Here is a 15,024-nt window from a genome sequence, read left to right as displayed (position 1 = left end):
CTATAAATTTACATCTATCTTGATAAAATGGTCATTCGAAGGGTCTATACCAAGATAATGGTATGTCTCGTACTTTGATGAATGGTCAAAAAGCTTTTGTATAATAGCAATAGAAACTCCTTTTTTATAGGCGTGGTATCCGAATGTTTTGCGAAGCGTATGAGTACCTATGTTTCCTGGGATACCCACTTCGGAAGCTGCTTGATGAATAATGCGGTAAGCTTGTTGTCTAGAAAGAGGGCTATTGGATCTCGGAGATTTGAATAAAAAATCATGAGGGTGTATGGAGGCGCTCTCAATGTATGAAGATATGGCTGTGCGAGCCTGATTATTCAAATAAACATAATTGATGCGATTATTCTTTTTAAGTAACGAATAAGAATCTTTAATTCCTCCTGATTGATTTTGGATATTATCTACCTTTATGTTTAACAAGTCGGAAATACGTAGGCCCGTATTAATACCGACTGAAAAAAGCGCATAGTCTCTTAAAGACTGCTTTTTTAGATGGAGCTTCATTTGATTAATATGATTTACACTCACAATTGGATCAACGAATTCCATGGAATCTTACCTTTCTTTCTAATTTTGTTACTTATACAATAATATACACGAATATGTAATATTAAACAAATAAAAAGCAAGGGTTTACATATTAGTTAGCTTTCACTACAATTAAATGAAGTAGAAATTTAATTGTAGTGAAAGCTAAGGAGCGTAGAAAGTGAATAATAATAACAATAGAAAAAAAGAAGATGACTACAACTATGCAGGAGCGAAGGAAGCTCTGCGGGGTCTATTTTGGGGCGTTGGCATGATGACTTTTGTATTTTTAATAGTGCACTTTGTCATTGGCATACCTGCTTTTCAATAGGACAACAAAACTAGTCTCATATTTGTTAATCTCTCCTTATTTAAAGTAGCAGGCAACTTTATAGTTGCCTGCTACTTATATTAGAATAAATCTATAAATCATAAAAACCCTTTTATATTATGAACTTCTAACGAAAAAGTGATCCCGTGACCAGGTTCATTTAGTTTTCCTTCTGTTTCTATCGCTTTCAAAATTTCTTCCTCTTTTTCTCTAGGAATAATGGAAAGAATTCCTTCGCGTTCAGGTTCAATTTTCATTCCAAAAAGCTCTCCTTCCGTGTCGCTGTGTCCCCTAGCTAAGAAAATTGTGGATTTTTTGATTTTATGTTGATCTTCAAGCATCTTCATAATGTTGCTAGTTAATTTCCTGTCGACAATGGTAACTACTAAACAAAAATCTTTAGACATAAAAAACTCCTGTGTAACTCATATTATTTTTGACTAATGGATAAGTCCAACGTGAAATTTACCATAACATGTTTGTAGAGCTTTATATACCACCATAATCAAAAGAAATAGGGAAGTGTTGTAATGAATGAAAAAAGGAGCGGATATGTTTTTATTATATTAGGAATTAGCCTTATGTGTCTTAGAATATTCGTTATTCAATACTATTATTTTACAGGCATCACTTTAGTTCCTGAATATATAATTATTATTAGTTTCTGGTTGGTATTTTAACTTTAGCAATAGGGATAAATATCCTTTGGAAATTTAAAAGGTAACATTAAGTGCCTCTTATACATAAAATATTTATCTTGAAATAATCATTTTTAATATATAATCGTTTGACTATGTTAAAAATGTAAATACATATAGAAAATCAATTCATTTTTCGAGAGCTTCACTTGTCACTTTAAGAGATAACTTGCATTCATTTCAAGCTTTATTTTGCGTGTCATTATCATAATAAAATAAGGTGTAAAGAAATAATCTCGCAGCTCTTTTAAAAGAGCTGCGAGATTATTAAGAGTTAGGTGTTATCGCTATTTTGGATCATGCGGGGAAGAACAAGGTTCAAAGCGTCGTTAATAGTAAAGACACCAAGGAATTGGGAACCATTCATTACTACCGCCAGTTGTTCACTCGACCGCCGCATGCTTGTTAGAGCCTCATGTAAAAGCGTATCCGACTGTAGAATAAATGAAGGGCGCGCCAGTTCCCATGCAGGTCTTTCTGGAAGCTCGAGCAGCGTATCACGCACATGAATGATGCCTGGTGCCGAATCATTCTCTGCCATAATAAGAATACGTTTGTGACCAGAGCGTTCTGTAGCCTTTTGCACATCATAAGCTGTAGCATCTGAAGAAACTGTGGTTGGCGCCACCACTTTTGAAAGTAAATCAGCAACCCGCAAGGTTTCCAAATCAAGAGCCCCTGAAATAGGGACCCGTATAGAGGAATCGAGAGCACCGACTTTCGCCGAATGTTCTACGAGATAGCGGATCGTCGCCGCATTCTGGCCACCAACCGCGGCAGTTTCAACAGGTTCGACTCCTGAAGCCTTGACGAGACGATTGGCCATACCGTTGACCCACAGTAACATTGGCCGAAATGGCCAAATGAAGATGCGGGCAGGCAAGCCAATCAGAATCGCCGAATTCTCCGGGCGTGAGATGGCCCATGATTTCGGTGCCATTTCGCCGACAACAAGATGAAGGAACGTTACAATCAGCAGGGCCAGGAAAAAAGAAGTTCCATCAGCCAGCCAGTAGGGAAGTCCTGCCTCGGCAAATAACGGTGAAAACCAGGCATCGACAGCCGGTTTTGTTATTGCACCTAAGGCGAAAGTACATACCGTAATTCCCAGCTGTGCTCCTGCGAGCATGACGGTAAGTTCATTCACCGAACGCAGTGCAGCACGGGCGCCGCGGCTGGTAACCGCAGCTTCTTCAAGACGATGGCGCCGCGATCCAAGCAGGGCAAACTCAATAATGACAAAGAATGCGCTGAGTGCGATGATTCCTATCGTCACAATCAAAATGATCCACGGGTTACTCATGATTTCCCCTCCTCACCTGAGTGGAAATCGATGCAGAAACAGTCTCGTCTTTGCATTCCTCCAATGTCAAATTGACTAACGTAGGAACCCGTCTGTCTACCTGCATGATCTGCGCTTCTAAATAGCGGCGAACCGGTTCGTCCTGAACCAGGTCCCCCGGATCCTGAGGCAGCTCCACCCGGATAATTTCGTCAACGGCGGGAAGATTATCACAATAGGATATAAGCATGCCGGCCAGCGTTTCATAGTCGCCCCGAGGTAAGTCGTACCCGATTTCACGTTCGGCTTCATCAATATGAACATCCCCGTTCATCTGCCAGATACCCCCTCCTTCAAATGCAACGACTTCCGGCAGTTCACGGTCGTGCTCATCCGAAATTTCTCCGACGATTTCTTCAGCAAGATCTTCCAATGTTAACACACCAGTAAATCCTCCATACTCATCAATCACACAAGCCAGGTTTTCCCGCGAATGAAGCATCTGTTTTCGCGCCTCCGGAAGAGACATCGATGTAGGAACTACCAAAGGCTGCTGCATCATTGCAGTGACCGGGGTACTATCAGCCAGTGACGAGCCCAGGACATCGACAAGGTGCACGACACCAACGGGGATATCCTCCTCGTTGATGACCGGATAGCGCGTATGTGCTTTCGCCATCAGGATCCGTACCTCCCCAATGGTGATATCCGGTTCGACAGTGTCCGCGCGTGATCGCGGTATCATCGCATGCTCGACATCACGTTGAGGGAAATCCAGGATGCGATCGATAATGATAGAAAGATCTTTTGGTAAATCACCGCTTTCGCGGGAGTCTGCGACAATGTGTTCAAGATCACTTGCGTTCGCACTGGTATCGATGTCATGAATCGGCTCAATTTTTAATAATCGCAGCAATCCGTTTGCTGATTTATCAAAAATCGTAATTAACCACCCAAAAACAAGCAGATATATATTCGTTGAGCGGGCAAGTCCCCGCGCCATTGGTTCAGGATTGGCAATTGCCAGGTTCTTCGGATATAACTCTCCAAAAATCATCTGTACAATCGTCGACAGAACTAAAGCTAGGATGGTGCCGACGGAAATACCGACGACGGCAGGCACTCCCACTCCACCGAGCAATATTCCTAAACTTCGGCCTACGAGAGGTTCGGCCACATATCCAACAAGCAGGCCTGTAACCGTAATGCCCAGTTGTGCGCCTGAGAGCATAAATGACGTCCGTTTCGTGACGGTCAATGCGCGCTTGGCTGCCATATCCCCTCCATCAGCCAATGCACCCAGACGCGAACGATCGACAGACATGTAGGCGAACTCTTGAGCAACGAAATAACCATTGGCAGCAATGATAGCAAGAATGACGAGAATACCAAGCAGTAAGGTCAACGTAGCTATTAACATAAGTCGTCTACCGCTTTATTTCCCAATTGCACCTGTCTACCATGACCGGCCTCCACTTTATACAGAATATAACTACTCGAGGGTGGGTCATCGTCGTCCCGACTCGTTCTTTGTAATGATTCGAACATTATTCTCTTTCCTCCATTTGTATATATCGTTTTTTCAATAGTACTTAAAACCGGCTGCAATAAAAAAGAACACAAAATGGATCCCTGTTATCTTCTCTTAAATTGCCATACCCCCTTTCAAGCTTTTACCAGGATTGCTTATTTTATGTTCAAAAGATGAAATCCATTGCATAACACCTGTGATTTCATATGTTTACACCGAGAAATAATTATATTATATGTTAATTCTATTTTATTTTAAGAAGAATAGATTGGTTTCCACCTTTCATAGTAAGTAGAGAATATTTTTTTTAAAAAAGGAAGAACGAGCATAGACATATTATACCTCTTTATTTGATTTTATCCATACATTTACATCGTACGCAGCTCGACACTTGAAGGAGACTACGAATAAAAAAATTTCAATATTAAACTTTTCAAAATATCTGATATATACTTCTATTTTATTACAAGAAAGTTTGGAGAACTGCATTCTTATAGAATCATTGAAACAATCATCTGCCTTTTACAAGACGACTTTTTTGTGTCAGGATTTTGCATACTTCTTCAGTATGATAATAAGAATGCCGCGGATCTTTTAGTTTCAGAAACTTAATGTGAAAATTTACAATAAATTAGTCGTTCATAAAAGTACGTGTACGAACGTATCAAAAACACCCGAAAAATGCTAGCTGATTTTATATCCTCTTACGAACACTATAATATGACGAACAGCATCAAATAATTTCACTACAAATTCCCACGGTAATTTAATGTAATTTCGTCCTTCTGCAAAGAAGATTTGATCATGAGAATTTATCTAGCTATGAATCGGACATATTCTTGCTATGTTCCAAAACTCGTCCTTTTCTGAACACTTGCTTGATCTTTAAGATTTCAAAAACTTTTTCCATGATAGACCTCTCCTTTTGGTGGATTTACTGTATCTCTGATTTACAGCGTTACTTGTTTTATGTTTCTGTCCTCCTTTGTGAGACAACCCGAATCCACCCGAAAAGCCGTGTAAATGGCGACCGGCAGGGAGTGCGACAGCAGTAAAGAACCGTTAGGGAAGTCGGTAAAACCCAATGACTTAGAGGGCGTTCGCTTGCGATCTGTGCAAGTGTACGCCCTCTTAGCCTACTTGGTTTTATCGGCAGCCCTTCGGTTTCTGCAGCCCGTTTATTCGGCTTATGAGGTTGGATTACCATTGGGAGACAAAGGAGAAGAAAAAATGAGCCGCATCCCGGCATTAGAAAGGTTTCATCCTTTTACCTGTTGAAAATGCAAACAAATGTTCTTATAATAAGAGCATAAAATGCACGGGAAGGCGGGAAATACGATGCTGTTACAAGAACCAGCAAACCGGCTTTCAGATCGAGAGCGAAAAATGCGGCATGTGATTTATTCTCATTTTCAAGGTAGAAATAATCATGCTACCGTGGGCGATTTACAACAATGCATGAATTTAACTCGAAAAGAAGTAGAAGCCTGCATTACGTCACTATTAGAGAAGGAACTTATCTTAAAAGCTCGTACTGATTGTTATATCGTGAAAGAGCATTTTGATAAGTATGTGGAAACCATTAACTACGGGCAGTTAGGAACGAAATCGGACAATGATTATATTCCTCCGCATAAAGAATAAATATATATTAAACAACTAAATATGTATTTAACTAATTAATATATATTTAATTAATTAATATGTATTGTGCATGAAAAAGCCAGCAGAACAGTCCTTTGCTCTGCTGGCTTATCTTTATATTAAATATGAGGAAGATAAAAACGATAGTATTAAAATATCAGAATGATAGTATGATACCATTGAATTACCATCTTTATGACCAATACGATCGGGGAGGTATTAACGTGAGCGACAAAAAAAGCTTCAAGTGACGATGCCAGGAGCCTTAAAAAAAGAGTTACTGAACTTTATAATATTTTAGGAGGCAAATATGATGCAGATGAAATATACGAAATTATTGAACACAACACTGGAAAAATATAAAACAAATGGAGTGGAGGAAGCTTATCAATATATTTCTAAACATGCTGATGAGGTCGAGGGAAACCATGCTCAAATTTACAACTTTAAGTACTCATTGGCTGCTGCATCTGGACACGAAGATGAAGCCTTAGTAATAATGAAAGAAGCGATAATTGAAAACGGTCATTGGTACTCTTATAACTACCTTTTGGAGGATGATGACTTGGAATCCCTTCGTAAGTATGAAGAATTTCAATACATGATTGAACTTTGTAAAAATAGAGAAGAAGAAGCGAAAAGAAATGCTGCATCGAAATTGGAAGTTATATGTCCAGAAGAGGGACAACCTAAGGATCGTTTATTAATCGCCCTACATGGGAACCAAGAAAACAATATGTTTACAAAGGAAAATTGGCAAACTGTTACATCAAGTGGCTTCGTATTAGGATTGCCTCAGTCTTCTCAGGTCGAATTCTCAGGTGGGTATACTTGGGATGATGTAGAAAAGGGATCAATTGAGTTGCATACTCATTATGAAACTATGAAACAAAATTTTCATGTGAATAATGATCGTATCATTCTTGGGGGCTTCTCCGCTGGGACAGGAGTTATTCTAAACACAATTTTGAAAAGGGATATCCCAGTACAAGGTTTTATTTTTGTGGGACCATGGTTACCAAACATCGAACAATGCGCTGATGAATTAATTACCTTGGCTGAAAATGGAATCAAAGGGTACATTATCTGTGGAGATCAAGATGAAGATTGTCTTCAATGTACTAAAGAGTTCATTGAAGTGCTGGAAAAAAAGAACGTTCAACATGTATTTGAACTAGTAAAAGGGTTAGATCATGATTACCCGGAAAATTTCAATAGGCTCTTGAACAATGCTATCGAATACTTAACAAATAATAACTAAAATAACAGACTTACAATAAAAGTCCACCCAATAAGATGAAAAATGCAGGTTTAGGGTTTACCCTAAACCTGCATTTATTTGATTTGGTATAAAAGTAGGTCTTGCAAGCAAGTTAAGGGATTTATAATGAAGGTTTTATGACAATAACTGCATAATGTATATGATGAAAAAATTAAATCATTTCACAGCCGGTATGTTCACTTTACGTATTACCTTGAATATACTAACCTCCATTTAGTTAATTGAACGTTTACATTGTACTAATTAATATGAAATTTTAATTAATTAAAATGTACTATAGGGCAGATGAGACTAGTTAAGTTAAGGAACAAAGAGTTAAAAACTGTAAATGAATGATTTTGGGATTATTTGAAATTTTAATTTATTATTTATATTTTTTACAATTTATTCATAATACAAAAAGGAGGTTTATACATCTAACGGAGGTAAAAAATGCAATTAGAATCTGATGGAGAAGGATTAAGTAATAGTTAAGTGCGAAACAATCAAAAGAATTTAGACGTAGGTTGTTAAATGACGTTGAGGCCGTTGTAGTGAAGTGTTTAGAAGGTGGCAAGGGATTTAAAAGTGTTTTGCTATTCTTTTTAGAGAATAGTAATAAATTTGATTAAGGGGATGTGAATATATGAAGTATATTATCAAGTTCAAATTATTTTTCTTTATTATATTTATAGGATTTACATATAATGTAAATGCAGATACGCAAGACGACTTATCCGTAACCGATGAAGAACGGGAGACAATAATTTCTGATTTGAAGGAAGAAATAGATAATGGCGAAGTAGATTCACTAGAAACAAATCCATTTGATTTAGAGATGGAAATGAATATGACTTCAGATGAAGCCGAAGAATCTGGCCTTATTATGTCGCAACCTCAATCAGCAAGCACTACTATTGGAGAAACCACAGATGAGGACGGAAATGAAGTAACTTTAAATGCTACTCTTTTATCAGGATCATTGAAAAGCAGAACAGCAGGAGATACTTACTACGATTATGGTGAAAGTATAACGCAAAACCACTACCTAGAATGGTATGAAAGATATTCAAACGGTTATGATAGAATTAATTTAAACTATTATTCAAGCAGTTGGGATAGATCAACAGCCGCATTTTCTGTAAGAAACGCAGATGTTTATACAGAAAGTGCCGGAAGAAATGACGCTGGTAATTATACTACTTGTTTGGACGAAAGAGATATAGGTACTGTTTCTTGGTCATCAAATAGCTCTATTCATTATGCAGATTATATCTGTGGAGACGATTATATCGAAGCAGAGACAGCAAACCCTATATCAAGGGTAACAGGCGACATTTACTACAATCAGCGGATAGTAAGTAGTGGTTTTAGAACTACAGTAAGACCCAATTAATAAAAAACAGATTGTTTAAGAGAGATATTATGCTCGTATATAGTCTCTGTTTTGCATAGTAGTATTCTTTCAATATTTGATGATTTTAGGCTCACAAGAAATTGTATAATCCAATAATTGATAGTATAGTTAAAGTGTGTAATCTACTACAATTATACACTTTAGGAGTTGAAAAATATGCAACATACATTGTTGTTATTCTTAACTGTTTTTATATTATCTGCTTGTTCAAGTTTAAATGACAGTAATGAGAATTCCTCATATCAAGATCTGCTACCTGAAAATGATGGTGAATACGCAGCTTACTCTATTGTAAATGATGAAGACGAGGTTCGAGAGTTAATGAGCAAATTAAGTGCTCCAGAGTATAGACACGTTACTAATTATCAAACAGATGAAGTGGAAAATCCGGATGAAGTATATTTTTCCGAACTGGAAGCATCTGGAGTGCCTGAATATTTCATTTTTGATAATAGTAGTTTGATTTTCAAAACCAATGATGAAGAGGAGTTTTTCTCTTATCTAGACGACCTTTCCGAAAATTAATTTTTCTTCCTATTCATTAAAATCACTAGAAATTAGTTTCTTTTCGTATGAGAATCCTCACTCTTATCAAGGATCGACTAAATGAGCGAGAGAAAATGGAAATCATTTTCTCTCGCTCATTTTCCTTGTATTAGACTTCTTTTCAATTTCAGTTTATTAGAAATGTTGCCTTAACTATCCTCAATTCGCAAGTTGAATCTAGTTATGTGTTGCGGGAATATAGGTTAATAAGGTTGAACCAGAAATTATGAAGCAAATATTTACTTCAAAGTACATGAGGCTAATCAGACTATATTACTTGAGTGCAACGAAAAGTTAAGATGGTAAGTTCTTTTAAAAAATCAAAACCCCTTCATCCTCCTAGATTGTTCACGACCTATTTATATGTTTGCTTGGTTTCATCTAGTGTTTTGCGTAGACGACTCACTAAGCACCTTAGACTCTTCGATTTGCTTCACTAATTTATAGAAGGTCGTTTTCTTCAAGCCCGTTTCCATCATCGCACGGGTAGCTGTTATTTGACCTTTCTTCCACTTTCCATAAATGGACCAAAAATCGTCTGGAATTGCGACTTTTGGTCGTCCATAAGGTTTTCCATTATTCAAAGCAGCGTCAATACCTTCACGCTGCCTTTTTCGGATGCGATCTCGCTCATCTTGGGCTACCCAAGAAAGAATCTGTAAAACTAGATCAGCAATAAACGTTCCCATACTGTCTTTATACTGGGTGGTATCTAGAAGAGGCATATCAAGAACGACAATATCTGCTTGGATATTTTTCGTAATATCATTCCATTCTCCCAAAATTTCTTCTTTGTTTCTTCCAAAACGATCTAACGAGTGAATATAGAGCACATCTTCTTTTCGCAGTACTCTCTTTAATAATTGGTACTGCTCTCTATCAAAATCTTTACCACTCGCTTTGTCCATAAAAATATCTCGTTCGTTAATTCCTAATTCACTCATGGAAATTATTTGTCTACTCTCATTTTGATCTTTACTGTTGACACGAATATAACCAAATCTTCTTTTTTCCATAAATTTATATCACCTTCGCTATAGCATAGTATTATTGTTAAATTATACCACATTTCGTTCGTAAATGTATTAGTGAAATCATGAACGTTCGTAAATTTATTTTATGCTTTTGCGAACGTAAAAACAGTCATGATTTATATACGAAATAAGCGTTCGAAAAAGTGTACTTTTTTGAACGGGTTAATTTAATCATGATTTCAATAAGTAACTTTGAGATTGAATAAAATGTTAAAATTAGGTTGTTAAGTAAATGTAGTTATTTTTAACTAATAATATAGTTTGAGGTTGAACATGAATCATCAGTATTGTTTGAAATTAAAAATCAAACAGGACTATTTGGTAGTTAACGTTATGGATAAAAAAGATAAGCCTGTTGAAGGTGTGTTATGAGAAAATAGAAATATACAACTCTTGTAGTGATTTTGAGATTATAGTTGAAAGTTTATAAAAGATGGTTAAGAAAGATCGTATAATTTATAGGAGGTGTTCGGTTTGGACTTATTAAATGTGAATTCAATCGAAGAACTAAAAAAGTACGGAAAGTTTAAAGAAATAAAAAAGAAATTAAATTATAAATTAGGAAATAGCATCAAAATAAGAGCTAGAGGATGGACGGAACTTTTTGAAGTGATTAATGATTTAAACTGCTTAATTAAAACATTAGATAATAATGTAGAAGATGAAACTGCACACATTCTTCCAACGGGACAAAAGGGTCAAAGTCAAATTAAAAAAGAAGTAAATTATTTTAAAACTGAAGTAGATGAGCTTATTTTTTATTTATTAGAATTAGATGGGGATTCTAGGTTAGATAAATTAGGTGTTACTTCTTTTCACTATCGCAACCGCAAATATGCTAATAATTGGAGAAAGGACTTAGCTAGAAAATTGCATCCAGATGTTTGTAAACATCCAAAGGCTGAAGAAGCTTATAAAGAATTAAGTAAAATATATGAAGGGATGGGAAATTATGAAAGAAAAAGAAAGTCAATTGATTCCTCATCCTGATTGGCAAAATTATATTCCTTATGAAAAGCCAAGAGTATCAAAAGATCTAGCAGATAGAACCTTAACAGAAATTACAAATGCTATGGATACTCATGTCTATGTGGATCAACAAGGTCAGGTGTGGGTATCTGAAGAATCTTTGCACGTAGTGTTACGAACAAATAAAATAATGTCAGCCTATTATTTAGAACGTTTCAAGGATGAAAATAAAATAATTTTAAAGGGGTTAACTTATGTTCGTGTATTCGAAGTGACAGGACATATTTGGAAGGAAATAGAAAACTCTGGATTGAAAAAGAGGGGCGAATATCTAAAGTTTTCTGAGGAATGTTTGCGTTCGATCAGAGACTCAGATAAAGCAAGAGTAATAAGAGGAGAGCATGAAGAAAATTGGAAAGAGGAAAAGAAAAAATTGAAAAATAAAAGAATGAAACAATATAATATAATTAGAGATGAACTTACTGGAGAAACACTAGATTTTCGGACAGCTGAGTTTTCTCATATTAGGAGTAGTAGTGCTTATAAACACCTTGCGTTGGATATAAATAACGGGTTGATAGTAAATAAGACCATTCATGAAACGATAACAAGAGAAGGTGTAATAGATGAAGAACAGTTATGATACCTTTGTGATGACAAAGGGTGGGATAAAAGTTGGTATGACGATTATAAATTTTCTTAAATGAAGATTTATTACTTTTCTAAAAGTCACCGATCAAATGTTTATTTAATTAGAACACTGGGGTAGTTTCAATAATCTGAAGGGATCACTTGGAATAGGAGAGGGCTTATGTTCCCTTCAGTCAAGCCCCTTCCTACTACTTACCGAGTGATACTCTAATTAAGTTACACAAACTTATTGACACTACCGTTAATTTGCAAAAAATAGAAATTAATTATTCTATAGTGATTAACATAATCCAATATTATAGGAAGGGTGCTTTGAATTTGTCCTTCTCCTGGTCTCCTTTTTGTCCTGCATGGCTCTGAAGGATGACTGTATTCATAGAATTATAACTTTTGAAATTAAATTACCTAGGGAGAGAAACAGCCGTGAAAATAAACGTTGAAATCGAAAGTATACAAAAAGAAGGGGATTATATTGTAGGAACATTATCATTAGACGAAAATTTCAAGAAGGAAACCTTTGATCTTGAGTGCATTATTAGAGAAGATAATTCTGGTTTCGAGTATGCGTTCTTGAATGGTATAAACTTAATGACTGATGGGTAAGTGACATGCAACTTGTATCCAAAAGAAGAACTGGTCAAAATTTATTCTGTTGGAAGAGCAGTGATAGATTTAATCATAGATTTTTATGAAAGTGATAACTTAACCTATAAGAAAAATAGAGGGAAGTATAATAGATTGAATTAACAGTAAAAAGGAGCAGTTGCTCCTTTTTTGTTATTTATATAAAAAATTAGAATCTATGAATCTATATGTGGGGTCCTTCCAATAAAGTTATTGACAACGGTCGAAAACCCAGTTTTCCAAACTTCCTGCCCCTCACCTGTGGGTAGAAAGCAAAACAGGATTTGTTTTCATCAGGTCAAGAGGGTCTCAGGTGCGTAGCCATCTGGCCACACCTTAATTCTCAGTCTGGCCCCCTCCTTGCGATTACCGTGGGCAGATATGTTATCTTCTATTTCTATTTTTCTTATTTTGTTTCTTATGAACAGGTACAATTTTTGTTTTATAATATTTTTCTAAATTTTTTAAATCCTGAATCATCAAAGGATCTTCAATTTCTTTATCCGGAACATATTTCCAAAGAACTCTATACTCTTTTTGATATGAATATCTTTCGTCCTTAACAAAGTAAGGTTTGTGCAAAACGAAATTTTTTCCTTTGTTTGATAAATTAGAAGTATCAAAATTTTGCTCTCGTCTTGGCAAATAAACGCACGGTCCCATATCCTGAATAAATATTGATTTTTGTTCCAGCAAAGCTGTTAATCCTTTTATAAAACTTTTGAAATCGAAAATTTCTTGAAGGCCATTTCCAAAATGAGTTCGCACATCTTTACTATTTTCTAAACAAACACAATACACAAAATAATTGGTGTCTATAAAGGTAGTTTCTAAAGTAGTATTAGATATAGAAACAGAAGATGTAGAATCTACACTTATTCCATGAGCAGCCAATATACGTCTTTCTAAATCAGATGTTTGATTAGGTATGATTTGATATTCATCAAGATATAGAGACGATTTTGTAATACCTTCAAAATCATCTCCAATTTCAGAACCATGGTTAGTTTCCTCAAAGTTTTTGAGGAAATTAACCCTTATATCTCCTGTTTCTCTAAGTGAATTTAAATATTTTGGCTTCATAAATTTATAAACTTTCTCAGGCATCTCCATCAAATCCACTCCTTTATTGATCTTCCTTTTCATGAATAAATGTTCTATTTACTTTTTTTATGTTCTGAATCAGTAAGCAGTGATGTTTCTTATTCAACATATCCCCCCCATATCCCCAGTTATACATCACAGCATAAATATATTAGTTCTTATCAATTTCTTTATATTGATCAAGTTCACCGTTTTCAAATCGCCTCGCCATTTACTTGAACAATCCGGAATAGAAGTTTGTTAATGAAATGAATCTTCCATGGGAATTTGACAAACTAATACATATATATAATTATCTTATCAGCTTTTTAATTATAATTTGCTTCGTGATATTCTGTCATTGGCCATTTGAGTTATCTTCTCCATATAGTTTAAAGACTCGTTAGTAATGTCAAAATAGATATATCTTACAATTCCAGTTTTTTTCATGAAATTACCTATTGTGGATTTACTGGAGTTTCTATCATTTAGCAATTCTTCAAACTGGGGGAGAGGTATCTTAATTTTTATCTCTTTATCTGAAAAAACATTTATGTATTCACTTGTTTCATTCTCTTCCATTTGCACAGATAATTTTTCTCCCTTCTTACATCTTAAAGTCTCATACATTATGTGATTTATACTCTTTGCTTTTTGTTGAAGTAATGGTTTTATTCTATTGTTAGTCCAAGTTTTTCCGTTAGGTCTAATATCTTTATTAGCGAAAGTATCTGCATCTTCATGCCAAACACAAGTTGATCCATACTGAACAAAATTATAACTATTAAGATCTCCATTCGGATAATCATTTTGAAACATTTCCCATATAGAAAATAGACGTCGCCATTGTCGTTGACGGTCTAACTGATCCGTGAAATGCGAGACTTTTTTTGACTTTGATTTTAGAGTGTAATCCCATGGATTATTTTGTTTAGGTTTGCAATATTTTGCCTCAAATAGCATTTGCTTTGATTCGTTTCCTTTTCTAAATACTATTAACCCATCTGCTCCGAAAAGTCGTTCTTGTCTAGACGGAAGCGTAATCGCTCTAGCAATCGAAGGATGGCCTAATTTAGCTATTCCATATGGTCTTCTTAAATATGCCATGAAATGGGAGACATAATCTCTTTCATTATTAATATCTCCCTTATTCAAATCTTCTCTGCAAACTTCGTCGATTACTTGAATGAAAGCGGCTAATTTTTTTGCTTCAATTTTATTTAACAAAAATCTTCATCTCCTAATTTGATATATGATCTATTATAAGGTAAATCGTTAGGTATTTGTGAATTTGCAATCCCCTTTTCTTGACGATAATCTACTATTTGCTTAACATAATCCCACTTATGCGAATCTCAAACCAGCTGCGCTTTAAAAGCGGCTGGTTTTTATCAAATTATTCATTTAACT

The 15,024-nt window shown here is 35.6% G+C and carries 15 protein-coding genes; 8 read left to right on the top strand and 7 right to left on the bottom strand.

All coding sequences use genetic code 11. From position 1 onward, the window contains the following. The gene (locus tag ACSZLD_RS05655) at positions 1-564 is read right to left on the bottom strand and encodes a tyrosine-type recombinase/integrase (protein ID WP_444684537.1); all 564 of its coding nucleotides are present in this window, start codon (positions 562-564) and stop codon (positions 1-3) included. A gap of 160 nt (positions 565-724) precedes the next feature. Between ACSZLD_RS05655 and ACSZLD_RS05650 the strand changes: the two genes are divergently transcribed. After that, a complete protein-coding gene (locus ACSZLD_RS05650; protein ID WP_444684536.1) occupies positions 725-874 on the top strand; it encodes a hypothetical protein in 150 nt (49 codons plus the stop codon). A gap of 98 nt (positions 875-972) precedes the next feature. Here ACSZLD_RS05650 and ACSZLD_RS05645 read toward each other — a convergent pair whose 3' ends face one another. The 3 genes from ACSZLD_RS05645 to ACSZLD_RS05635 form a co-directional block, all read right to left on the bottom strand. After that, positions 973-1,281 carry a P-II family nitrogen regulator gene (locus ACSZLD_RS05645; protein WP_444684535.1) on the bottom strand — a complete coding sequence of 103 codons (309 nt, stop codon included), beginning with the start codon at positions 1,279-1,281 and terminating at the stop codon, positions 973-975. A 565-nt stretch (positions 1,282-1,846) separates the two neighbouring features. Further along, complete coding sequence (locus tag ACSZLD_RS05640) at positions 1,847-2,875, bottom strand: CNNM domain-containing protein (protein ID WP_444684534.1); 1,029 nt, start codon at positions 2,873-2,875, stop codon at positions 1,847-1,849. Then, complete coding sequence (locus ACSZLD_RS05635) at positions 2,868-4,274, bottom strand: hemolysin family protein (RefSeq protein WP_444684533.1); 1,407 nt, start codon at positions 4,272-4,274, stop codon at positions 2,868-2,870. Before ACSZLD_RS05635 ends, ACSZLD_RS05640 begins: the two co-directional genes overlap by 8 nt. 1,449 nt (positions 4,275-5,723) lie before the next feature. Here ACSZLD_RS05635 and ACSZLD_RS05630 point away from each other — a divergent pair. The 4 genes from ACSZLD_RS05630 to ACSZLD_RS05615 all read left to right on the top strand — a co-directional run bounded on the left by ACSZLD_RS05630 (position 5,724) and on the right by ACSZLD_RS05615 (position 9,232). Next, positions 5,724-6,029, top strand: a complete 306-nt coding sequence (locus ACSZLD_RS05630; protein ID WP_444684532.1) for a hypothetical protein — start codon at positions 5,724-5,726, stop codon at positions 6,027-6,029. A 310-nt stretch (positions 6,030-6,339) separates the two neighbouring features. After that, entirely contained in the window at positions 6,340-7,290 is a 951-nt protein-coding gene (locus ACSZLD_RS05625) for an alpha/beta hydrolase (protein WP_444684531.1), read from the top strand. Positions 7,291-7,936: 646 nt separating this feature from the next. Continuing rightward, the gene (locus tag ACSZLD_RS05620) at positions 7,937-8,686 is read left to right on the top strand and encodes an Asp-tRNA(Asn)/Glu-tRNA(Gln) amidotransferase subunit GatC (RefSeq protein ID WP_444684530.1); all 750 of its coding nucleotides are present in this window, start codon (positions 7,937-7,939) and stop codon (positions 8,684-8,686) included. Positions 8,687-8,863: 177 nt separating this feature from the next. Next, on the top strand, positions 8,864-9,232 hold the full coding sequence (locus tag ACSZLD_RS05615) for a hypothetical protein (protein WP_444684529.1): 369 nt from the start codon (positions 8,864-8,866) through the stop codon (positions 9,230-9,232). 398 nt (positions 9,233-9,630) lie between these two features. Here ACSZLD_RS05615 and ACSZLD_RS05610 read toward each other — a convergent pair whose 3' ends face one another. Beyond that, complete coding sequence (locus ACSZLD_RS05610) at positions 9,631-10,269, bottom strand: recombinase family protein (protein ID WP_444684528.1); 639 nt, start codon at positions 10,267-10,269, stop codon at positions 9,631-9,633. Between the two features lie 492 nt (positions 10,270-10,761). On the opposite strand from ACSZLD_RS05610, the gene ACSZLD_RS05605 reads away from it, so the two are divergent. The 3 genes from ACSZLD_RS05605 (at position 10,762) to ACSZLD_RS05595 (ending at position 12,510) form a co-directional block, all read left to right on the top strand. Next, entirely contained in the window at positions 10,762-11,277 is a 516-nt protein-coding gene (locus ACSZLD_RS05605) for a hypothetical protein (RefSeq protein WP_444684527.1), read from the top strand. Then, entirely contained in the window at positions 11,240-11,899 is a 660-nt protein-coding gene (locus tag ACSZLD_RS05600; protein WP_444684526.1) for a hypothetical protein, read from the top strand. The genes ACSZLD_RS05605 and ACSZLD_RS05600 overlap by 38 nt, the downstream gene beginning before the upstream one ends. A 431-nt stretch (positions 11,900-12,330) precedes the next feature. Then, on the top strand, positions 12,331-12,510 hold the full coding sequence (locus ACSZLD_RS05595) for a hypothetical protein (RefSeq protein ID WP_444684525.1): 180 nt from the start codon (positions 12,331-12,333) through the stop codon (positions 12,508-12,510). Between the two features lie 405 nt (positions 12,511-12,915). Here ACSZLD_RS05595 and ACSZLD_RS05590 read toward each other — a convergent pair whose 3' ends face one another. Then, positions 12,916-13,644 (bottom strand): hypothetical protein, encoded by a 729-nt coding sequence (locus ACSZLD_RS05590; RefSeq protein ID WP_444684524.1) that lies wholly within the window; start codon positions 13,642-13,644, stop codon positions 12,916-12,918. A 303-nt stretch (positions 13,645-13,947) separates the two neighbouring features. Beyond that, positions 13,948-14,841 (bottom strand): hypothetical protein, encoded by an 894-nt coding sequence (locus tag ACSZLD_RS05585; RefSeq protein ID WP_444684523.1) that lies wholly within the window; start codon positions 14,839-14,841, stop codon positions 13,948-13,950. Positions 14,842-15,024: the final 183 nt, after the last annotated feature.

It is taken from the genome of Alkalicoccus luteus, assembly GCF_052061695.1.
GTDB classification, from domain to species: domain Bacteria; phylum Bacillota; class Bacilli; order Bacillales; family Salisediminibacteriaceae; genus Alkalicoccus; species Alkalicoccus luteus.
This window is presented reverse-complemented; position numbering and strand designations above follow the sequence as displayed.

Bases quoted from the DNA above. Each gene is read 5' to 3' on its own strand.
- ACSZLD_RS05655 (WP_444684537.1), bottom strand. From the start codon at position 564: ATGGAATTCGTTGATCCAATTGTGAGTGTAAATCATATTAATCAAATG.
- ACSZLD_RS05645 (WP_444684535.1), bottom strand. From the start codon at position 1,281: ATGTCTAAAGATTTTTGTTTAGTAGTTACCATTGTCGACAGGAAATTA.
- ACSZLD_RS05640 (WP_444684534.1), bottom strand. From the start codon at position 2,875: ATGAGTAACCCGTGGATCATTTTGATTGTGACGATAGGAATCATCGCA.
- ACSZLD_RS05635 (WP_444684533.1), bottom strand. From the start codon at position 4,274: ATGTTAATAGCTACGTTGACCTTACTGCTTGGTATTCTCGTCATTCTT.
- ACSZLD_RS05630 (WP_444684532.1), top strand. From the start codon at position 5,724: ATGCTGTTACAAGAACCAGCAAACCGGCTTTCAGATCGAGAGCGAAAA.
- ACSZLD_RS05625 (WP_444684531.1), top strand. From the start codon at position 6,340: ATGATGCAGATGAAATATACGAAATTATTGAACACAACACTGGAAAAA.
- ACSZLD_RS05620 (WP_444684530.1), top strand. From the start codon at position 7,937: ATGAAGTATATTATCAAGTTCAAATTATTTTTCTTTATTATATTTATA.
- ACSZLD_RS05615 (WP_444684529.1), top strand. From the start codon at position 8,864: ATGCAACATACATTGTTGTTATTCTTAACTGTTTTTATATTATCTGCT.
- ACSZLD_RS05610 (WP_444684528.1), bottom strand. From the start codon at position 10,269: ATGGAAAAAAGAAGATTTGGTTATATTCGTGTCAACAGTAAAGATCAA.
- ACSZLD_RS05600 (WP_444684526.1), top strand. From the start codon at position 11,240: ATGAAAGAAAAAGAAAGTCAATTGATTCCTCATCCTGATTGGCAAAAT.
- ACSZLD_RS05590 (WP_444684524.1), bottom strand. From the start codon at position 13,644: ATGGAGATGCCTGAGAAAGTTTATAAATTTATGAAGCCAAAATATTTA.